We start from the raw sequence: 20,500 nt of genomic DNA, 5'->3' as shown, positions 1-20,500 counted from the left end.
TCCTATTCCGTAACGACTGTCAAGCCGTGTCGGGGTTCTCATGCGCTGTACGCTGGCTGCCTGATTGAGCGTGGCTCTTGACGCTCAGGGCGGCCAGAAGGCCATCAAGGGGCAGTGTGTTGAGAACATCGGCCTTCCGCACCCAACCGCGGCGCGCCGTGGCCACGCCGAGACGCATCATGGGCAGGTGCGCGGGAGCATGCGCATCAGTGTCAATCAGCAGCTTCACCCCGGCATCGCGCGCCGCACGGGCCTGTACGTCGTTGAGGTCGAGCCTGTCAGCATAGGCGTTGATCTCGAGGGCAGTGCCGGTCTCCTTCGCCACGCGGAGCACTTCGTCGAAGTGAAGGGGATACGGGTCACGCTGGGCGAGGACGCGGCCGGTCGGGTGAGCAATGGCGCATACGTAGGGGTTCTGCATGGCTTTGACCATGCGGGCGGTGAGCCGGTCGGCATCCTGCTGCATGCCCATGTGAATTGAGGCGATGACGAAGTCGAGCGCGGCCAGTGCCTTGTCGGGTAGGTCGAGAGAACCATCGCTCAGAATGTCCACCTCGACGCCTGCAAGGATGCGGAACGGCGCGAGGTCCTTGTTGAGGCGGCCGATCTCCTTGCGCTGCTCGCGCAGGCGCGCGGGCGTGAGGCCGTTGGCGATCTTGAGCGACTGCGAGTGGTCGGTGATCGCCATGTACTCGTAGCCGAGGGCGATGCAGGCGCGGGCCATCTCCTCGAGAGAGGCGCCGCCGTCGCTAGCCGTCGAGTGCATCTGAAGGTCGCCGCGGATGTCCTTCTCCTCGATGAGGGCAGGGAGCTTGTCCTCCAGGGCGGCTTCGATCTCGCCGCGGTCCTCGCGCAGCTCGGGCGGCATCCAGGGGAGGCCGAGGGCGGCATAGACCTCCTGCTCGGTCCGGCCGGCGATGCGCTTCTCGCCCTGGAAGACGCCGTACTCGTTGAGCTTGAGCTTCTTGCTGATGGCGAGGTCGCGCAGGCGGATGTTGTGGGCCTTCGAGCCCGTGAAGTACTGGGCCGCGGCGCCGAAGGAATCGGGGGACACCACCCGCACGTCCACCTGAAGGCCGCCCTCGACCCGCACGCTGCCCTTGGTCTCGCCCGAGGCGAGGACGTCCTTCACCATCGGCAGCCCGACGAAGGCGGCGACGACGTCCTTGCCGCGGTCCGAGGCGACCAGAATGTCCACGTCGCCAATCGTCTCGCGGCGTCGGCGCAGCGAGCCGGCGGGCAGCACTTGGAGGACGCCCTCGACCTTGGCGAGCAGGGCGGCAATCTCCTCGGCCACGGGCAGTGCGTTGCCGAGCAGCTCCCGCCCTTGGCCGCCGAGGTAGCTGGCGATGCCCTTCTTGAGGTTCTCGAGCTTCTTGGCGCCGATGCCGGGCAGGCCGGCAAGGCGGCCCTCGTCAATGGCTTTGGCGAGTTCGGCCACGCTGGTGACGTTGGCCTTCTGCCAGAAGAGTCCGGCGGTTTTCGGCCCGAGGCCGGGCACGCGGAGCATCTCGGTCACGCCTTCGGGCACCCTGGCCTTGAGTTGTTCGTAGGCGGAGATCTTGCCTTCGGCCAGGTACTCGGTGATCTTCTCGACGAAGGCGGCGCCGATGCCGGGCAGCTCGCCCAGGCGGCCCGACTGGGCGAGGGCCGCGATGTCCTCGGCCTGATCACCCACCACCTCGCTCGCCTTGCGGTAGCTGCGCACGCGGAACGCGTTGTCGTTGAGCACCTCCAGGATGTCGGCCATGCGGTCGAAGATCGCGGCGATTTCGGCATTCTTCATTGCGCCGCTCCTTGTTGGAATAGGACCGATGGGACGGATAAGACAGATAGGACATGATCGACTCAGAGGTCCCGCCGGTCCTATTCGTTCGTCCTATCTGTCCTCTCTCACCTTGCCAATCGCAACCCCCGCCTCACCGCGTAGTCGTAGGCCGCGGCAAACTCCTGGCGGGTCGGCGGCCGGTCCACCTTGGGGCACTCGCCGGCGCGGTAGCAGGGGCGGTACTGGGCCATGACGTTCACATAGGTGCGCGGCGAGATCTCGGCCGCCAGGAAGTCGAGAACGGCTTCGCTGCCGGCCAGGCCATTGGGCAGCACGAGGTGCCGAACCAGCAGGCCCCGTGTGGCGATGCCGCCCTCGATTTCGAGATCGCCCACCTGGCGGTGCATCTCGCGCAGCGCCGCGCGGTTCACCTCGGGGTAGTCGGGCGCGTCCGACAGTTCACGGGCCGCCGCGCCGTCGGCGTACTTGGCGTCGGGCATGTAGATTTCGATGAGGCCCTCAAGCGCCTGAAGGGTTTCGACCGACTCGTAGCCGCCGCAGTTGTAGACGATGGGCACGGCGAGGCCCGCCTCGCGCGCGAGGAGAATGGCCTGCATCAGTTGCGGGGTGACGTGGGTGGGTGTGACGAGGTTGATGTTGACGCAGCCCATGCGTTCGAGGCGCAGCATCGCGCGGGCGATGTCGGCGGGCGCGGCGGGGCGGCCTTCGCGCCCGTGGCTGATCTCGTAGTTCTGGCAGAAGAGGCAGCCGAGGTTGCAGCCTGCGAGGAAGATCGTGCCCGAGCCGCCGCGGCCGACCAGCACGTCCTCTTCGCCGAAGTGCGGCCCGGCCGACGACACGACGGCCTCGGCCCCGATGCCGCAGAAGCCCGTCTCGCCCTCCAGGCGGTTCACGCGGCAACGCCGCGGGCAGATGGCGCACGAGGCGAGGGACTCGTGCAGCCGTCTGGCCCGTTCACGCCGCGTGTCGGTCGCGCTCATTTCGCTGGCTCCACGGCGGCCTGGATGACGAAGTGCGGATTCCCGTAAACGAGCGGCAGGCGGCTCGCCGCCGAGCCGCCGAACCGTCTCGACACGAAGTAATCGACATGATAACGCCGTGCGAGGTCGAGGCGCCAGTCGTCGGTGGCTGTGTAGTAGCGCCGTTGGACTTCGGCGGCGAGGGCGGATGCCGCGTTGGCCGGCGGCTGGCGGAGGTGGTCGCTCACGTTGACGCCGAATTCGGCGACGCGCTTCAGACCCTCCTGGCACAGGCGATAGTCGGACGTGTAGTGCCACGACAGATACAGCCACTCGCGCAGGCTGCCGAACGAGCTGCGGCGCGAGTAGTCGCGCCAACCGTAGCCGGTGTCGGGGTCGAAGATCACGGGGTCCACCAGGAAGAGCGCATCGGGCGGCGTGTGGTCTCGCGCCCAAAGCTGGGCGTCCTTGTAGGCTTGAGACCAGGCGCGCAGCTCGGGCTTCAGGCGGAAGCCGGCCTGCCAGTGGAGCGCCGCGGCGGCGAGAGAGGCGACGAGCGCCGCCTGTGCGAGTGCGCGCCGCGCAAGGAGGGCCAGCACGAGCACGCCTCCGCCGATGAGCACCGGCGGCGTGCCCAGCCAGCCGAAGCCGGTGTAGGCGGCCGAAGCGATGGGGCCGGCCATTCCGAGGAGAGCGTAGAACGCCACGGCCAGCACGCCGGCCACGGCGGGCACGCCCGCCATCAGGCGGGCGCTCAATGGCCCCCGCCTCAGGCAGAAGGGCGCTGCTAGCAGGAGGGACGCGAGAAGCGGAAACCCCGGCTTCGAGAGGAACGGCGATGCGAGCGCCGCCGCGGCCGCCAGGCCGCGCCAGAGCCGGTCCGAGTCCAGTTCGCTCCAAAGCCCCGCCACCACGTAGACCAGGCCCACCGTGAGCAGGAGGTCGTTCGCGCGGTGCAGGGCGAGCTTGGTGAGCGTGGGGCTGAGCCGAAGCGTCGAGAACACGAGGCCCAGGGCCGTGAGCGCGAGCATCGTGGCCATTCCCGCGGCGGCCCCGCGGTCGCGCTCGCCCAGCGGCGCTTCACGGCCCAGGCAGTAGCCCAGAAGGGCGAGGAACGACAGAAACGGCACGAACGCCGCGCGGTGCTTCGAGGCCAGCAGGCCCTCCTCGATGGGATACCAGTGGTGGCTGAAGAGCCGGGTCAGGTCGAACCACAGCCCCGACGGGAACGCCTGGCCCGCGGCCGGCTCGGAGCCGAGCGCGTGCGCGGTCCACAGCCCGGCGACGGCCAGGAACACGAACCCGCCCACGAGGAACCCGCGCCGCAGAAGCTGCCGCGGCTCGATCGCGAAGCAGCCCGCGATGAACAGCCCGCCCATCAGGCCCATCGTCGGGTGGCTCGCGAACGAGCCACCGAGCAACGCCCCCGCGAGCACCGGCCGGCCCCTGAGAACGAGAACGATGGCGAGGATGCGCAAGGCGTCGGCGACGTTGTAGAACGTGGCCCACAGGCACGGCTGCCGGAACGCCGCGAAGTTCATGTCCCGCGCGCTGCTCGCGATCGCCAGAAGGGCGGCCACCGCGGCGACGATCGGTGGCGCCCGCGGGCGCAGGGTCCGCACCAGCACGATCATCGTGAACGCCATCAACGCGATCTCGAAGGCCAGGAACGCGGGCCAGAGACCCTCGGGCGGAATGCCCAGAACGAGGTAGGCGAAGGGATAGACGAGCATAACGGCCGATTTCGACACGTTCTCGGCGCCGCTGGGAAAATCGCGCGCGAACTGCTCGGGAGCGGCGATCTTGTAGACGAACGACATCGGGCCGAGGCCGTAGGTGGCGTAGAGCAGATCGAGGTCGGCCGCGCGGCTCCACCATAGAAACACGCACAGAGCGGCGAGGAGCGCGTAGGGGAGGAGAGACGAACGGGCCGCGCGGGTCCAGAGGTTGTGGGAATCCGCCATGGTACTGGCGCCTCTCATTCGGCCAGCGCTTCCAGCAGTTCCCTCCTCACCTGCCGGAAGGTCGCCACGTCTTTCTCGGGCGCCGCGATCTTGGGCACCAGACGCTCGGCAAGGGAGCGGGCTTTCTCGGGCGCCTTCTTCGCGAGGAGCTGGAGCAGCTCGTAGTCTTCGATGCCGTCGCGCATCGCCTCGAAGCGCAGCGAGCTGAGAAGCACGTGTTCCTTAGAGGGATAGACGATCCACGCGTCGCCGGGCGGCAGGAAGATGTTCCCCCCGTGCGGCGGCTCCACGTCGGCGAAGGGGTCCTTCACCGACCACTGGTTCCAGCCCCAGTGGAGGTAGCCGGTGGCGCCGAAGCGGAAGTTCACCCAGTGGAGCAGCCGCACCTTGAGCAGCGAGTAGTCAATCAGGCGGTTAGGGTAGGTGCCCGTGGGGGCGAGGCAGGTGTAGATCCACACCTCGTCGCCGGCCTTCTGGCGCTCGCGGTAGAAGTCGAGCGCCTGGTCGTAGTAGTTGAGCTGGGGCACCCACACGTCGAGCGAGCCGACGAGGTCGGCGTAGTGATTAGCGTCAATGCGGCGGAGCCGGGGGGCATACTTCCTCGAGAGGGCGGCCAGGATACGGTAGCTCTCGGCATTTTCTTTGATTGGCTCGTCGCACAGGTGCTGGGTGTAGATGCCCAGCCAGCCTCTATCAGCCAGGTGCTTCTCCAGCGCGGGCAACAACTGGGAGAGAAACTCCTCGACGGCGGGCTCGCCGGGGTGGCCCCACTTCTCGACCACCTTGCCGCCCTCGATGACGCGGAGCCGGATGACGAATCGGGGCGCCGTCCACTCGCCGCCCGGCCGCGTGCCCAGGTGGCCGCCCTCGATCCGGCCGATGACGCCCGCGTCCTGGAAGAGCTTTACCCAGCGGTCGAAGCGCTCGAAGCCGAAGGCCAGCTTGCCATCGGTGCCGACCCGGAAGTCAATGAGGCTGTAGATGGGCGTGAGGACGACGTTCTGGCGATAGGCGGCCATGGTGCGGGCGTAGTGGCCGAGCACCGTCCAGTGGGCGTCAGACCAATCATCCACGCCGTGGAAGCTCTTGAAGCGCGGGCCGTTGGCGGCGAACCAGTTGGTCACGGCGAGGGTTCGCTCATCGGGCAGCGTGGCCTTGACGATGCGCACGGTGAAGGGCTGCTCGAGGCGCCCCTGGTCGGCCTCGACCACGAGGCGGGCCTTGCGCACGCCCGGGCGCTGGCCCTTCGGCACGTGGAATGTGACAAAGATGGGCAGGCTCGCGTCGGCGTCGAGCTTCTCCAGCGTCGGCGGCATCAGCGGGTCGGGGAAGAGGCCGGGGGCCTTGCGCACCACCTCGTCGTCGGGCGTCTTGCGGGTGTTGGCCCGCAGGGGCACGAAACCCACGAAGCTCACCTCGGCCTCGGCCAGGCCCTCGACGCGAGCGCGCACGTTCGTGAGCGGCGCCGCGGCGCGCAGCACGAACTGCGCCGATTCGTACTCGTGGCGCGCCGCCAGGGCCTCGTACGGGGCGCCCGGCCCGGGGGGCGGCGTCGTGTCGCGGAAGACCTTCACCAGCGGGTCCACGGGCCAGAGGACGGCGGACTTCATCTGCGGCTCCTTTCGGGGAAGGAGGGAGCAGCCGCCGAGAGCGACGGCGGCAACGAGAAGCGCCCATTGCCTCGCCTTGCCCATTCAGTGCCTCCTGCGCGTCATGGCGGAGATGGCCCCATCCCACATGTTACGGCTCCGGCCGCGAATCAGTTTACATTCTTTCGTGTAGCGACAAGCGTCTCGCTTGTCGAGAACCACCGCAAGCGGGACGCTACGCTTGATGCCCTGGCCGACGCAAGGTGGTTCCGGCCACTGCAAACGGATTCGCGGCCGGAGGGGTAGTTGAGTTGTGTGGGCGGAGCGTCCCTGTCCCGCGATCCGCGGGGCGTGGGCACGCCGCCCGCCACTCGGGGCTGGCGCGCATTCTATCGCCCCGCGCACGCGCCGTCAAACCCGCGGGGTTTGACATTCCGCCGTGGCGGGGTAGACTGCTCGAAGGCACCGGGGTTCGAGAGAAGGCCCAGACAGGAGGCGAGACGTGAAGGAGAAGCTGGCGCTGCTCGGCGGGCCGAAGGCGGTGACGCTGCCTTGGCCCGTCTACCCGATCATCGGAGAGGAAGAGGTGTGCGCCGCGGTGAGGACGCTCCTGGCGCGGCAGCTCTCGGATACCGGCCGTGGCGGCCCCGTGGGCGCGATGGAGGACGCCTACGCGAAGCGGTTCGGGGTGAAGCACGCCGTCGGGTTCTCCTCGGGGACCTCGGCCATCCACGCCGCGCTGTTCGCCGTCGGCGTGAGGCCGGGTACCGAGGTACTGACGGCGAACCACAACTGGATTTCGGGCATCACGGCCATCCTCCATGCGGGCGGCACGCCGGTGCTGTGCGACGTGAAGCGCGGGGCGTTCCACATTGATCCCGCCGAGATTCGCCGTAAGGCCGGCCCGCACACGAAGGCCGTGGTGGTCACGCACATCTGGGGCCTGCCGGCCGACATGGACCCGATTATGAAGACGGCGCGGGAGCTCGGCCTGGCGGTCGTCGAGGACTGCTCACACGCGCACGGGGCGGTCTACAAGGAGCGGCTCGTGGGCACCATCGGCGACATCGGCTGCTTCAGCCTCCAGGGCAGCAAGGCCATCGTGGCGGGCGAGGGCGGGGTGCTCGTGACGAACAGCCGCCGTCTCGCCCAGCGCGCGCTCGTGCCCGGCCACCACCCCGGCCGCATCGGCTGGGCGCTCACCCTCAAGGAGACCAAGCCCTTCGCCCAGGCGGGCGGCATGTGGACCTACCGCATCATGCCGGTGTGCGCCGCCATTGCCGCGGCCCAGCTCGGGAAGCTCGACACGTTCAATGCCGCCCGGCAGGCGAACTTCGACCGGCTCCACACGCGGCTGAGGAAAAGCGTGCCCTTCATCCGCTGGCCGAAGCTCCCGCCGCGCTCGAAGCGCGGCTGGTACAGCACGCCCGCTTTTTTCACGCTGGAGCGCGAGGGCATCAGCCGCAGCCGCTTTGTCGAGGCCGTGCGGGCCGAGGGCGCGCCCGTGGGCGGCGAGGGCTACACCGACTGGAGCCGCATCCCGCTGCTCCAGGACATGAAGCTCTTCTCGCAGATGTTCGTGCCGCGGCACGCCAACGGCGTGGAGTTCCGGCCCGTGCCGCCGGGGTCGCTGCCCAACAACGAGTGGCTTCGAGCGCACATGATGCTCTTCCCCATCCCCGCGGTCGAATCGCCCGCTCTCATGGACCAGGTGGCGGAGGCGGTGGAGAAGGTGGCCGCCAACCTCCCCGCCCTGGCCCGCTACAAGCCCAGGAAGCCCCGGAAAGGAGCCCGCCGATGAAGCGCAGAGATTTCCTCGGCGTCGCCGCCGCGGCGATGGCGGCACCCCGCGTGACCCTCGGCCAGGAGAAGGCGCCCGTGAAGCCCAATGTGCTGCTGATCATCACCGACGACCAGGGCTACGGCGACCTCGGCTGCCACGGTAATGACAAGATCAAGACGCCCCACCTCGACAAACTCGCGGCCGAGAGCGTGGAGTTCACGCAGTTCTACGTCTGCCCCGTGTGCGCGCCCACGCGCGCCAGCCTGATGACCGGGCGCTACAACTACCGCACGGGCGCCATTGACACCTACCTCGGCCGGGCCATGATGCACAGCGACGAGGTGACGATCGCCGAGTTCCTCGCCGCCGCGGGCTACCGCACCGGTATCTTCGGCAAGTGGCACCTCGGCGACAATTACCCTCTCCGCCCCATGGACCAGGGCTTCCAGGAGGCCCTCACCCACAAGGGCGGCGGACTTTGCCAGCCGTCCGACTTCCCCGGCAATCCCGGCTACTTCGATCCCATACTCGATCACAACGGCAAGCCGGAGAAGACGAAGGGCTACTGCACCGACGTCTACACGGATGCCGCGCTGAAGTTCATCGAGGCGAGCAAGGACAGGCCCTGGTTCTGCTACCATGCCACCAACGCGCCCCACATCCCGCTCCAGGTGGACGACCAGTACGCGGAGCCGTACCGCAAGATGGGCCTGGGTGAGAACACGGCCAAAGTCTATGGCATGGTGACGAACATTGACGAGAACGTGGGGCGGCTCCTCGCGAAGCTCAAGGAGCTTGGGCTGGAGGAGAACACGATCGTCATCTTCCTCGGCGACAACGGCCCTTGCGGTTCGCAACGCGACAAGGGGCAGCCCTTCCGCTTCAACGCCGGCCTCCGCGACCAGAAGGGCACCGTCTACGACGGTGGCATCCGCGTGCCGTTCTTCCTCCGCTGGCCTGCGCGGGTCAAGGGCGGTCGCAAGATCGAGACCATCGCGGCGCATATTGACGTGTTGCCTACGCTGCTCGCGGCCTGCGGGCTCACGCCGCCGCCCGACCTCAAGCTCGACGGCCTGAGCCTTCTGCCGCTGCTCACCGGCGACAAGTCGCCGTGGCCCGACCGCACGCTCTACACTCAGTGGCACCGCGGGGATGAGCCGCTCCTCTACCGCTCCTGCATGGCCCGCACCCAGCGCTGGAAGCTGGTGAACGGCAAGGAACTCTACGACATGGCCGCCGACCCCGGCGAGAAGAACGACGTGGCGGCGAAGAACCCCGAGGTCGTGGCCAGAATGCGCAAGGGCTACGAGGAGTGGTTCAAGGACGTGTCGGCCACCCGGGGCTTCGACCCGCCGCGCATCGTGCTAGGCGCGCCCGAGGAGAACCCCAGCCTGCTCACGCGGCAGGACTGGCGCGGCCCCCGCGCCGGCTGGAGCCCCGAGTCGCTCGGCCACTGGGAGGTTGCCGTGGCGCGGGCCGGCAAGTACCGCATCCGCCTGCTCTTCGCGCCCGTGGCCGCCGAGGCCTCGGTGCAGTGTGGGATCGGCGCCGCGCGCGTCACCGCCATCGTGCCCAAGGGCGCGAGGGAGGCCACGCTGGACGACATGGCTCTCGAGCCCGGCGACGCGCGCCTCGAGGCCTGGGTGCAGACCGCCGAGGCCACTGTGGGCGTTCACTACGTGGAGGTGAAGCGCCTCGACTAGGGCCCCTCGACAGGCTCTTGCCCGCCGCAGCTCACTCGGTGCGCAACGAGAGGCGGTGATCCTGCACCCTCGGGTCGCGCGGGGCCTTGAGAACGAAGGTGGCCGTGGAGCCCGCCGGCACCACGCGCGGCTCGGTGTAGGTGGACTCGGTCTTGACGACCTTGCCGTCCTTGTCAAGAAGGGCGGCCTCGACGATCACGAAGACGAGCGGCTTGTCGCTTGTGTTGGCGACCACGCCGGTGATGGTGAGGGTGTCGGCCTCCATCGCCACCTTCTGGCTCCGGATGGAGGCCATGCCGGCGGGAATCGGCGTGCCCTTGACTGGGGCGGCCTTCTCGGGCGGCGCGGCGGGGCCGGGCTCCGCGGCGCCTCGGTTGGCGAGGGCCGCCACCTCCCTGCGCACGATCTCGAGTGTGGCCTCGATGAGCTGGAGCTGGATCTCCAGGCGGTCCACTTTGAGGCGCATCTGGCGCACCTGGTCCTCGAGTTCGGCCAGGCGGCGCTCGCCAGGCTTCGCGCGCGCTTCGAGGGCGCTGAACTTCGCGGCGATCTCCTCGAACGCTTTGGTGAGCGTTCCCTGGGTCCATTTGGGCTCCTCCTCTGCGGCCATGGGTTGTCGAGCGGCCGCCAGGCACAGGAGGAGGAGCAGGCTCCAGCGGGCAAGGCGCATGGTGGGCCTCCTGACTCAGTAATCTCCGCGAGGCTCCTGGGGGGGCGCGGGCGCCGCAGCCGCCTCGCCGGCGCCGTACGTGCGGTTCCAGTCTTCGGCGATGCGCACGCGGGCGAAGCGGCCTTTGCTCAGCCCATAGCGCCGGAGCCAGGGCGTGCCGTGCTTCCGAACCAAGGCGTCAATCGCGGCAAGGCGCCGGACCCCCTCGGTGCGGAGGAATCGGTGGCGGTCGGCCGGCGCGTCCGCATCGAAGTACTCCTTCCAGAAGGCTCGGCCGCCCAGGACGCCGCTGGCGCCGTGGGCCAGGGCCATCGCCACCTGGCGCTCGTAGTCGGCGAAGTCCACCCCCGCGCTCAGCAGCACCCAGGGCCGGGCGCTGGCGCGGTCGAGCGCGTCGAGGTTCGCGGCCAGGGCCGCCTCGCTGTCGCGGCCCAGCGTGCCGGGGAACTCGGCCTTGTAGACGTCGCACAGCCCGCTCAGGTGGCGGGCCGTGTCAATCGCCGTCGTCGCCTTGCGGTCGAGGTACGAGGGCGAGCTCTTCTCCTCGCCTCGGAGGGGATAGCTGAGAGTCTCGAGCAGGAACACGATGTCATGCTGGTCGCACTCGCGGGCCACCTGCTCGACGAGCGCGCGCTGGCGGGCCGCGCTCTCGGCGTGGGTCGGCTCGTAGTAGACGAGCAGCTTGACGGCGTTGGCGCCGAGGCGCTTGATCTTGGCCACGCTCCACCCCGGCTCGATCACTTGCAGGCGCCCGACGCCGTCGGGCGTGGACTCGTGGCCGGTCTGCTCGAGGCGCACGACGAGGCCCACGCGGGGCGGCAGCTTCATCGCGCAGATCGCCTGCCAGACGCCGTAATTCGAGTCGAGCAGCACGGCGCTGGCCTTCCGGGCCAGCGTCTGTGTGAGGTCGAGCTTCGCTCGCACGATCTCCTCGTAGGTGGGCGCACGCCCCTGGCCCTGGCGCCGCAGGCTCTCGCTGGCCATCTTGATGATCGAGCTGTTCTGGTCCAGGGCCAACATGGTGAACGTGCCGTTGGGATTGGTGATGCGCTGGAGACCCAGCAGCTTGCCGGGCGTCATCCCCGAGATTTCAAGGGCGGTTCGCTTGGGCATGGTTCTGCCTCCTCTCCGGTCCGGGCGTCGGGGCGGCCCTTCCTCGCCCCTACCCGCACTATAACGCGGACACGGCTCGCAAGCAAGCGGGACGCGGCCGCACGCGCCGGGCCAGGCATGTCCCCCCGACCGGCTCGCGCCGCCGAAACATTTGCAAATCAGCGCTTGCGCCAGTAGACTCGTGGCATTCGCTTCGTCCCTCTCAGGAGAAGGTGATGGCCAAGATTCCGGTCGGGTTGCAGCTATACTCGGTGCGCGAGGACTGTGCGAAGGACTTGCCCGGCGTGCTCGCGCAGGTGGCCAAGATGGGCTATGTGGGCGTGGAGTTCGCGGGCTACCACGGCCGCACCGCCGCCGAGCTGAACACGATGCTCGACGACAACGGCCTCGTGTGCTGCGGCACCCACACGGGCATCCAGACGGTGCAGGACGACCAGCTCCAGGCCACCATCGAGTATGCCCTCGCCATTGGCAACCCGTATCTCATCGTGCCCGGCCTGCCCGAGGAGTGGCGCAACTCGCGCGACGCCTGGCTGCGCACCGCCGAGTTCTTCAACGCCCTCAGCGAGAAGCTCGCGCCCCACAACCTGCTGTGCGGCTACCACAACCACCACATCGAGTTCACCGAACTCGGCGGCGAGCTGCCCTGGGACACGTTTTTCGGCAACACCAACTGCGACGTCGTCATGCAGTTCGACACGGGCAATGCGATGCACGGCGGGGCGCGGCCCGAGCCGTTCATCAAGAAATACCCCGGCCGCGCCATCACGGTGCACGTCAAGGAGTTCTCGGCCACCAACCCCAAGGCCCTCGTGGGCGAGGGCGACGTGAACTGGGCCGAGTTCTTCACCCTGTGCGAAACCGTCGGCGGCACCGAATGGTACATCGTCGAGCAGGAGAGCTACGCCTATCCCCCGATGGAGTGCGTGGCCAAGTGCCTCGAGAACCTGCGGGCGATGGGCAAGGCGTAGCCGGCAGAGGGCAGCCAGCAATCGGCAGCAAGAGGAGACCTGTGCCATGGTTTCAAGGCGTGGCTTCCTGGCGGTGGGCGCGGCCTCGTTGGCGGCGGGGAGTCGTCTTCTCGGCGCCGAGGCCGAGGCGGCGAAGAAGATCCCCATCGGCCTCCAGCTCTACAGCGTGCGTGGCGACTGCGCCAAGGACTTCCCCGGCACCCTCGCCGCCGTGGCCAAGATGGGCTACAAGGGGGTGGACTTCGCCGGCTACTACGGCTGGGACAAGAAGCCGGCCGAGTTCCGCAAGCTGCTCGACGACAACGGGCTCCGGTGCTGCGGCTGCCACACGGGCCTCGGCACCCTCCAGGGCGACAACCTGAAGCGGACGGTCGAGCTGCACAAGGCCCTCGGCAACAAGTTCCTCATCGTGCCCGGCGGCATCGGCGGCAAGACCAAGGAGAGCTGGCTCGAGGCGGCCAAGAAGTTCAACGAGATCGCCGGGGCGCTCAAGGCCGACGGCATGCTGTGCGGCTACCACAACCATGCCCACGAGTTCCACAAGTTCGGCCCCGACGACCCGGAGACGCCGTGGGACGTCTTCTTCAGCAACACCGCGCCCGAGGTGGTGATGCAGCTCGACATCGGCAACGGCATGGGCGGCGGGTGCGACCCCGTGGCCACGCTCAAGAAGTTCCCCGGCCGCGCCCTCACCGTGCACGTCAAGGGCTTCCGCGGCATCGTGGGCTCGGAGACCGACCAGGCGCCCTGGAACGAGATCTTCCCCCTCTGCGAGACCATCGGCAAGACCGAGTGGTACATCGTCGAGGAGGACGGCGCGGGCAAGCTCCCGCCCCTCGACACCGTCAAGCAGGTGATGGAGAACCTGAAGCGGATGGGCAAGGCATAGGTTAGCCGCAAGCCGCAAGCTGCAAGCCACAAGCCTTGACAGATTCGGGTTCTTGAAGCTTGTCGCTTGCAGCTTCCCGGGCACATTGCTCATGATCCCCATTGGCCTCCTCGGCGGCTCGTTCAACCCGATTCACCTCGGGCACCTCGTGGTGGCGGAGGAGGCGCGCCAGCGCCTGGGCCTCGAGCGCGTGCTCTTCGTGCCCGCCCTCGTGTCGCCCCACAAGCTGGGCAAGCCCCTCGCCCCCGCCGAAGACCGCCTGCGCATGGTCCAACTCGCCATCGCCGACAACCCGGCCTTCGAGGCCAGCGACATCGAGCTGCGCCGCGCAGGCCCCTCGTACTCGATGGACACCGTGCAGCAGCTTCGCGCGCAGAGCGACGGGGCGTGGGACATTCATTTCCTCGTCGGCGCCGACACTCTGCCCGAGCTTCCTGCCTGGCACCGCATCGGCGAGCTGGCCGACCTGTGCAAGTTCGTGGTCTTCAGCCGCCCCGGGGAATCGCTCGACGCGTTCGAGCCGCTCCGCGCCGCCCTCCGCGACGATCAGGTGGCTGCCCTCGCCGCGCGCCGGTTCGAGATCCCCCTCATCGGCATCTCGTCCACCGACATCCGCCGCCGCGCGCGCGAGGGCCGCTCCATCCGCTACCTCGTCCCCGAGGCCGTCCGACGCTACATCGTAGCCAGAGGGCTGTACCGCGAATGAGCACCGCCGTCCACTTCGGCGCCGGCAACATCGGCCGCGGCTTCCTCGGCCAGCTCTACTGGCAGAGCGGCTGGGAGACCGTGTTCGTGGACGTGGTGGACGCGGTGGTGGCGGCCCTCAACGAGCGGGGCGGCTACACGCTCCAGATCGTGGACGCCGAGTGTCGGGCGCTGGCGATTGACCACGTGCGAGCAGTCCACGGCCGCGACGCCCAGGCCGTGGCCGAGGCCGTCGCGGCCTGCGACCTGGCGAGCACAGCCGTGGGCGTCCGCGCCCTGCCGCATATCGTGCCGCCCCTGGCCGCGGGCCTCGCACGCCGGGCCGAGCGCTCGGGCGCTCCGCTCAACGTCGTCGTCTGCGAGAACCTGCTCGATGCGGCGCACGTGCTCCGCGAGCAGGTGCTCGCGGCCGCGCCGCCGACCGCGCGAGCCTTCATCGCCGAGCGCGTGGGCTTCGTCTCCACCGTCGTCAGCCGCATGGTCCCCGTCGTGCCCGAGGCCGTGCGCGCCCGCGACCCGCTCTACGTGGCCGTGGAGGCCTATTGCACGCTGCCCGTGGACGCGACGGCGTTCGTCGGCGGCCCGCCGCCCATCCAGGGCTTCCTGCCCGTGCCCAACATCGCGGCGCACGAGGAGCGCAAGCTCTTCTGCCACAACTGCGGCCACGCGCTGTGCGCCTACGCAGGCCACCAGAAGGGCCTCACCTACATCGCCGAGGCTGTCGCCGAGCCCTCAGTCCGCGAACTGGTGACCGGCGGCCTGGCCGAGACGGGACAGGCCCTCATCGCCAAGCACGGCTTCGACCCCGCCGAGCACCAGGCGCACGTGGACGATCTCCTGCGCCGCTTCGCCAACCGCGCGCTGGGCGACACCGTGGCGCGCGTGGGCCGCGACCCCATCCGCAAGCTCGGCCGCCACGACCGCCTGGTCGGCTCGGCCCTGCTCTGCCTTGACAAAGGGGTGGAGCCCCGGCGTATAATACAGGGCATTCGGGCGGCGCTGGCCTTTGATGAGACCGGCGACCCCGAGGCGGCGCGCCTCCAAGACACGCGGCGCCGCCGCGGCCTCGAGGCCGTGCTGGCCGAGGTGTGCGGCCTGAGGCCCGACGAGCCGCTCTTCGCGCGGCTACGGAAGGAATGCTCGTGACCCTCCGCCTTCCCACTCTCGCACTGCTCGCGTCCCTGGCCGCCCCGGCGTTCGGCCAGATGACCGACGCCGCGCACGCCCAGGCCGAGCTTCAGGCCCTGCGCCGGTTGCGCACGGTCGGCAGGGACCCCGAGCAGCGCGCCCTCTACGATGCCCTGGAGGCCGCGCGGGCCGACCAGCAGCGCTACTACGAGCGCGAGCGCGAGGTCGAGACCCTCACCATCGTCGAGGAGTCGCTCATCCACCGCGACCGGCGCTACGTGGCCGAAGGCAAGCCCGCGGCCCTGGCGCGCCGCCTGGCCGCCGAGCAGGCCCAGGCCGCCGCCGACCGCCGCCTGCGCCGTTGGGGCAAGTGGGCCAAACGCCGCTACCCCGTGCAGGTGCGCCAGGCCGAGATATGGGCGATTGACGCCGTGGCGGCCGATGCCTACCGCGACGAGCAGTTCCGCCGCGAGGTCTGCCGCAAGGTGCTCGAGCTGGCCGAACGGCTGGAGCGCGAGGCCGAGCGCCGCAAGAACCGCCTGACCCCGAGGCCCTGAGCCCCCCTGCCGCGTCCGCCCGCGCGGGGCTTCGCTGCTCACTTCTTCTGGGCGCACACGAGCGTCACCCACAGGGCGCCGGCCTGCTTGCTCTCGGCCGGCGCCTGCACCACGCCGAGGCCGAAGTGGTCGAACGTGGCGCTCAGCGCCACGTCACAGTTGATCACCTCCGCCGCCTTGTCGGTCACGTAATAGGCCGCCGTGTGGATGCGCCAGCGCCGGTCGTCGCTGGCCAGTTCGGCCTCGAGCCAGGCGGGGTCGAAGCACCCCAGGCGCGCCGCCCGCGCGCTGTGGGCGAGGGCCTGGCGGGCCAGCGTGTCGTCGGGCAGCAGGCGGCGCAGGCCCTTCCGGAGCCGCGTGGCGTTGATCCCCTGGGCGATCTCGTCGTGCACCGCGGCCACGTCATAGGTGGGCGTGGGTTTCAGGAACACCTGCGTGACCAGCAGCAGGCCGTCGTCGCCGCGCGCCAGCCCGATGCCGATGTGGGTGAACTCCTTGTGCAGGATGTTCTCGCGGTGTTTCGGGCTGTTCATCAGGCTGCGTTCGGCGAACTCGATCGTGTCGCCGCGCGCGAGGTTCTCGCCGGCGGCGCGGGCGGGGATGCGCGCCGCGGCCACGCGGTCCTTCACCTCGCCGGTGCGGGGCGACTGGTGGGCGAAGAAGCGGTTGGCCTTCATGTCCAGGCTGTGCGCGCGGGCCACGGCGGCGAGCGGCGGGTGCCAGGCCAGGGGCGGGAGCTTGTGCTCGGCGCGGTCGCGGTTCACCAGGTCGGCCATGCGGCGCTCGAGGGCCTCGAGCGACTCCTCGGCCTCGTTTTCCTTCGCCGGCGCCTCGCCGCCGCGCGCGCCGCAGGCGGCGAGCGCCACGAGAGCCAGCCCGATGTGCCGCCATTCCCTCATCCTGGGCTCCACGGCCTCCCCGCGCCATTATAGGGGCGGCCCGGCGGGGAATCAATCGCGGTGGGGGGCCCTCCGGCGAGGCGCCCGAGCGCAGCTCACGGGGCGTGGTTCTCCGCCATCGGCGCCGGCAGCCGCACCCGCCGCATGTGCTCGGCGCCCTCGACGAGGCGCTGCACGTAGCGCACCGGCTCGTCGTCCATCGCCAGGGCGTGGGCGATCTCGGCGGCCTCGCCGCCGTGGGCCAGCGCGGCCAGGATGAGGTCGAGGTGCTCGTAGGGCAGGCCGATCAGCTCTTCGTCGTGCAGGCGGTGGCCGCCGTCGGGCGAGGGCGCCTTGTCGCGGATGCGGGCCGGCACGCCGAGGTGGGCCGCGAGCGCGCGCACCTGGGTCTTGTAGAGCCCCTGGATGGGCAGCGCGTCGGCCTCGTCGTCTATGCCGTGGCGCGCGTAGAAGCCGATCTCGTGTTCCGTGCGGTTGGCCGCGCCCACGACGAGGCGGTTCTCGAGGTCCGACCACAGGTAGACCAGGGTGCGGCGCAGGCGGTGCTTCACGCGTCCGTAGCCCACGCCGCGGCCGAACGTCTTGGGGTCCTTGCCCTCCGGGAGGAAGCCGACAGCGGCCTCGTGGATGGGGCGGCCGGTTCGCGCGACGTGGCGGCGCACGGCCCAGCGCACGAGGCGCGCCCGCAGCGGCGGCGGCAGCGGCAGGGCGCCGGGCGTGCGGATGCGGTAGACGCCCAGGGCCTCGAGCGGGGCCGTGAGGTCGAGGAGCTTCGAGCGGATGCCGAGCGTCTCCACCAGGCCGAGGGCGTCCTCGAGGTGGCGGGGGTCGGAATCGCGGTCGGGCATCAGCAGGGCCAGCGTCCTGTCGGCCCCCACCGCCTCGCGGCAGAGGATCGCCACGGTGGCCGAGTCGATGCCCCCGCTCAGGCCGAACACCACGCCCTCGCGTCTCGCGTCGGCCACGGCGGCGCGCAGGAACTCCACGAGCTGGCGCGCCACGGCGGCTGGCTCGATGCGCAGTGCCGCCTCGAGCGCCGACCGTGTCAATGGGGGATTCATGCGTGAGCCTTTCGCTCCCGGGTTGCAGCCATCGTGCCTGCGGAGGCCGGGGGGTCAATCCGCGGGCACTGCGAGGCGGCGCTCGACCTCGCCCAGGCGCCGCAGGTCGTCGAGCGCGGCGGCCAGCGCGTCGAGGGCCGCCGCGTCCACGCCGGCGTCGGGCACCGCCTGGTTGCCGATCAGCGTGAGGGTCACGGCGGGGCAGAGCTCGAAGCGCGGCGAGGTGTTGTACCAGAAGTGCCCGGCGAGGATCAGCCGCACAGGGCGCGTGCCCGCGGCGGCGAAGCGCGGCTGCTTGGGCTCCACGTAGAACTGGCTCTGGCCGTAGTAGACCCGCCCCGCATAGTCGCGAAGGGTGATCGCGGGCTCTTCCGTGAACGTGTGCATCTTGGGACCCTGGATGGTCACGGCGCCTTCGGGCTGGCCGGGCGCGCCCTCGAGCACGAGGTGGCGGTCGCTCTGCTCGTTGTAGAAGTCGCTCATCACGATCGAGTGGTTGTCGCGGATGCGCAGGGTGGGGGTAGCTTGGGTGGCGAGGCGGGTGAGGAAGCCGAGGAAGCCGTCGCGCGCCGCGGCCGTGCCCTCGACGGTGATCGTGCCCTCGTACGAGGTGCGGAAGAGCAGGGTCGCGCGGGCGCTGTCGGTGATGCGCAGGTTGCCCTGCACGTGCAGCGCCTCGACCACGCTGCCCGGGGGCAGGGAGGCGAAGTGGATGCCGTGGGCGTCGGGCGCCTTCTGGTACATGCCGTGCGCGTAGACCTCGTCGAGCACCACGCGACAGGGCGAATCGGGCGGCGCCGTGATGCGGAGGTCGGCGCCGTGCTTCATCGGGCCGAAGTCGTGGTGGCCCACCGCGAGGTTGGCAATGGCTACGTTTCGTGCGCCGGCGACCTCGAGGATCGGCTCTCCCTCGGCGCCGCGCCAGGCGAGGCCGCAGGCGAAGCCGATGCCGCCGAAGGTGTAGGCGCTGCCCGTGAGGCGGAGCGTGCGCGAGACCAGGTAGCGCCCGGTCGGCAGATAGGCGATGGCGCCCCTGCCCGCGCCCCGCGCCGCGTCGAGCGCGGCCTGGAGGGCCGCCGTGTCGTCGGCCTTTCCGTCGCCCTTCGCGCCGAAGTCGCGCACCGCGTCGAACACCTTGCCCGGCACGGCGGCCGAGTCGCGCAGGAAGCGCTGCTCCGCCGAAGCGATCACGCCCCGGCGTGCGCCGGGGGGCAGAACGTAGAGCTTCGCCGCCGGCGTGAGCGCGACGAGGCGCTCGACGGCCTCGGGGCGATTGCGGCTCACGAAGAGCGTCTGCGCCGGGTGAGCGAGCCGCACGGGCGGGCGGTCCGAGGGGGGCCGCTCGAACGAGCAGTCGAACATCAGCACGGGCGCGCCGTGGAGGTGCACGGCGCCCTCGGGGTCGGTCCACGCCGCCACGTGGCAGTCCTGCACCGTCACGGGCGCGATGGTGCCGCGCTCGACGAGGAAGCGCCGCGAGCCGACCGAGGTGCAGCGGCGCACCGAGCTGCCGTGCTCGCTGCCGAGGCTGATGTCGGCCTCGCGGCTCGCCTCGAAGTGGCAGTTGCGTGCGTAGAAGTTGGCCTTGTGGTCGTAGATGCCCGTGCCGCAGTGGCGGAACTCGCACTCGTCCACGGTGTTGTCGTAGTCGTTGAAGGTGAGGAAGCCGAGGCCCGTGGCGCAGTTCTCGAACAGGCAGTTGCGGTAGAGGATTTCGGCCGAGGCGATCTTCTGCTCGTGGCCGACGCGGATGCCGAAGGCGGTGAAGTTGCGGAAGGCCTCGTGCTCGTGGCGCACCTCGGTCTCGAACCGCTTGCTCGCCGCGTGGTCGAAGCCCACGGCGGCCTTGCCGCGGCCGTCCCAGCTCAGGCCCACGTAGCGGCTGTAGGCCGCGCCGTTGCTCCAGAACATGCGCCCGCCCGGCGCGCCGTCCCACACGAGGCGCGTGTCGCGCCCGTGGCCGACCACCAGGCAGCCGATCGCCGGGCCGTTCAGCACCAGGGTGTTCGTGATGCGGTAGGTGCCGGGCGGCAGGTAGACCGCCTTGGCCGCGCCGCCGCTGTCGAGGGCCGTCTGGATCGCCGCCGTGTCGTCGGCCACACCATCGCCCCTTGCGGCCGGGGTCACGTCGGTTCGAACATTCACCCAGTCCGAGCGCTCTGTCCAGTCGAGGCGGGGGATCTCGGGGCCGGCCCCGAGCGCGCGCATCGAGAGCGCAGCGAGCAGCACGGCAACGGGGCGCAGCGCCATGGCGGCAGCCTCCGAGGCGTTCCGGGCGACGGAGCATGTCCTCGCGCTCAGCCTAGCGCCTGGTGGCCGGCGTGTCAACCAGCGTGGCCCGCCAGTCCTGGCCCCCCTCGCCGCGGAGGCATCCAGGCCCTGCCCGCTCCCCATCTGCGTCATCGGTGTGAGAGCAGAAGTGATGCGGATGTTACCCTCCCGAAGGGATTGGAACCTTCGGGAGGGAGGCTCCTGCTGCGGCCTCCCTCGGCCCAGCGCTCTGCCCCCTTCTCTCTCCCTCGTCCCAACGCTCTGCGTGGGGACGGGCCTCTTGGCGCCTCCGCAGCCTCTTCCTCTTCGGGGAAGAGTGGACGCGGGATTCAGGAACCTCCCGCGGGTTGCGAACCCGCGGGAGGTTGGGGTCGGGAGGTTGGGGTTGGACGCAGGAGCGTCCGGCTCATCGCCCCCACGCGGAGCGCAGGGGCGAGAAAGAAAACCTC

Annotated in this window: 16 protein-coding genes; 7 read left to right on the top strand and 9 right to left on the bottom strand. The window is 70.0% G+C overall.

What is annotated here, in order from left to right:
• Window positions 1–19 precede the first annotated feature (19 nt).
• The 4 genes from polX to PLE19_18545 form a co-directional block, all read right to left on the bottom strand.
• Window positions 20–1,786 carry a DNA polymerase/3'-5' exonuclease PolX gene (polX, locus tag PLE19_18560; GenBank protein ID HPD16955.1) on the bottom strand — a complete coding sequence of 589 codons (1,767 nt, stop codon included), beginning with the start codon at window positions 1,784–1,786 and terminating at the stop codon, window positions 20–22.
• A 107-nt stretch (window positions 1,787–1,893) separates the two neighbouring features.
• On the bottom strand, window positions 1,894–2,769 hold the full coding sequence (locus tag PLE19_18555; protein HPD16954.1) for a radical SAM protein: 876 nt from the start codon (window positions 2,767–2,769) through the stop codon (window positions 1,894–1,896).
• Complete coding sequence (locus PLE19_18550; GenBank protein HPD16953.1) at window positions 2,766–4,712, bottom strand: hypothetical protein; 1,947 nt, start codon at window positions 4,710–4,712, stop codon at window positions 2,766–2,768. Before PLE19_18550 ends, PLE19_18555 begins: the two co-directional genes overlap by 4 nt.
• 14 nt (window positions 4,713–4,726) lie before the next feature.
• On the bottom strand, window positions 4,727–6,406 hold the full coding sequence (locus tag PLE19_18545; protein HPD16952.1) for a DUF4091 domain-containing protein: 1,680 nt from the start codon (window positions 6,404–6,406) through the stop codon (window positions 4,727–4,729).
• 397 nt (window positions 6,407–6,803) lie between these two features.
• Between PLE19_18545 and PLE19_18540 the strand changes: the two genes are divergently transcribed.
• Together PLE19_18540 and PLE19_18535 are read left to right on the top strand one after the other, a co-directional pair.
• Window positions 6,804–8,102: a DegT/DnrJ/EryC1/StrS family aminotransferase gene (locus PLE19_18540; GenBank protein HPD16951.1), complete on the top strand. Its 1,299-nt coding sequence runs from the start codon at window positions 6,804–6,806 to the stop codon at window positions 8,100–8,102.
• Window positions 8,099–9,787 carry an arylsulfatase gene (locus tag PLE19_18535; GenBank protein HPD16950.1) on the top strand — a complete coding sequence of 563 codons (1,689 nt, stop codon included), beginning with the start codon at window positions 8,099–8,101 and terminating at the stop codon, window positions 9,785–9,787. Before PLE19_18540 ends, PLE19_18535 begins: the two co-directional genes overlap by 4 nt.
• A gap of 31 nt (window positions 9,788–9,818) precedes the next feature.
• Here the strand turns inward: PLE19_18535 and PLE19_18530 are convergent, their stop codons facing one another.
• Together PLE19_18530 and PLE19_18525 are read right to left on the bottom strand one after the other, a co-directional pair.
• Window positions 9,819–10,457, bottom strand: coding sequence for an FxLYD domain-containing protein (locus PLE19_18530; GenBank protein HPD16949.1), 639 nt, complete (start codon window positions 10,455–10,457; stop codon window positions 9,819–9,821).
• A gap of 15 nt (window positions 10,458–10,472) precedes the next feature.
• Window positions 10,473–11,570, bottom strand: a complete 1,098-nt coding sequence (locus tag PLE19_18525; GenBank protein ID HPD16948.1) for a tagatose 1,6-diphosphate aldolase — start codon at window positions 11,568–11,570, stop codon at window positions 10,473–10,475.
• Between the two features lie 215 nt (window positions 11,571–11,785).
• On the opposite strand from PLE19_18525, the gene PLE19_18520 reads away from it, so the two are divergent.
• The 5 genes from PLE19_18520 to PLE19_18500 all read left to right on the top strand — a co-directional run bounded on the left by PLE19_18520 (window position 11,786) and on the right by PLE19_18500 (window position 15,820).
• Window positions 11,786–12,541, top strand: a complete 756-nt coding sequence (locus PLE19_18520) for a sugar phosphate isomerase/epimerase (GenBank protein ID HPD16947.1) — start codon at window positions 11,786–11,788, stop codon at window positions 12,539–12,541.
• Between the two features lie 46 nt (window positions 12,542–12,587).
• Window positions 12,588–13,430, top strand: coding sequence for a TIM barrel protein (locus tag PLE19_18515; GenBank protein ID HPD16946.1), 843 nt, complete (start codon window positions 12,588–12,590; stop codon window positions 13,428–13,430).
• A 91-nt stretch (window positions 13,431–13,521) separates the two neighbouring features.
• Window positions 13,522–14,136: a nicotinate-nucleotide adenylyltransferase gene (gene nadD, locus PLE19_18510; protein ID HPD16945.1), complete on the top strand. Its 615-nt coding sequence runs from the start codon at window positions 13,522–13,524 to the stop codon at window positions 14,134–14,136.
• Entirely contained in the window at window positions 14,133–15,281 is a 1,149-nt protein-coding gene (locus tag PLE19_18505; GenBank protein ID HPD16944.1) for a mannitol-1-phosphate 5-dehydrogenase, read from the top strand. The genes nadD and PLE19_18505 overlap by 4 nt, the downstream gene beginning before the upstream one ends.
• Complete coding sequence (locus PLE19_18500) at window positions 15,278–15,820, top strand: hypothetical protein (protein ID HPD16943.1); 543 nt, start codon at window positions 15,278–15,280, stop codon at window positions 15,818–15,820. The genes PLE19_18505 and PLE19_18500 overlap by 4 nt, the downstream gene beginning before the upstream one ends.
• 38 nt (window positions 15,821–15,858) lie before the next feature.
• On the opposite strand, the gene PLE19_18495 is transcribed toward PLE19_18500, so the two are convergent.
• The 3 genes from PLE19_18495 to PLE19_18485 form a co-directional block, all read right to left on the bottom strand.
• Window positions 15,859–16,719, bottom strand: coding sequence for a CAP domain-containing protein (locus PLE19_18495; GenBank protein HPD16942.1), 861 nt, complete (start codon window positions 16,717–16,719; stop codon window positions 15,859–15,861).
• A 95-nt stretch (window positions 16,720–16,814) separates the two neighbouring features.
• The gene (nadE, locus tag PLE19_18490; GenBank protein ID HPD16941.1) at window positions 16,815–17,768 is read right to left on the bottom strand and encodes an NAD(+) synthase; all 954 of its coding nucleotides are present in this window, start codon (window positions 17,766–17,768) and stop codon (window positions 16,815–16,817) included.
• 66 nt (window positions 17,769–17,834) lie between these two features.
• Window positions 17,835–20,030 (bottom strand): glycosyl hydrolase family 28-related protein, encoded by a 2,196-nt coding sequence (locus PLE19_18485; GenBank protein HPD16940.1) that lies wholly within the window; start codon window positions 20,028–20,030, stop codon window positions 17,835–17,837.
• Window positions 20,031–20,500: the final 470 nt, after the last annotated feature.

This window comes from Planctomycetota bacterium, assembly GCA_035384565.1.
Classification (GTDB): domain Bacteria; phylum Planctomycetota; class PUPC01; order DSUN01; family DSUN01; genus DAOOIT01.
This window is presented reverse-complemented; position numbering and strand designations above follow the sequence as displayed.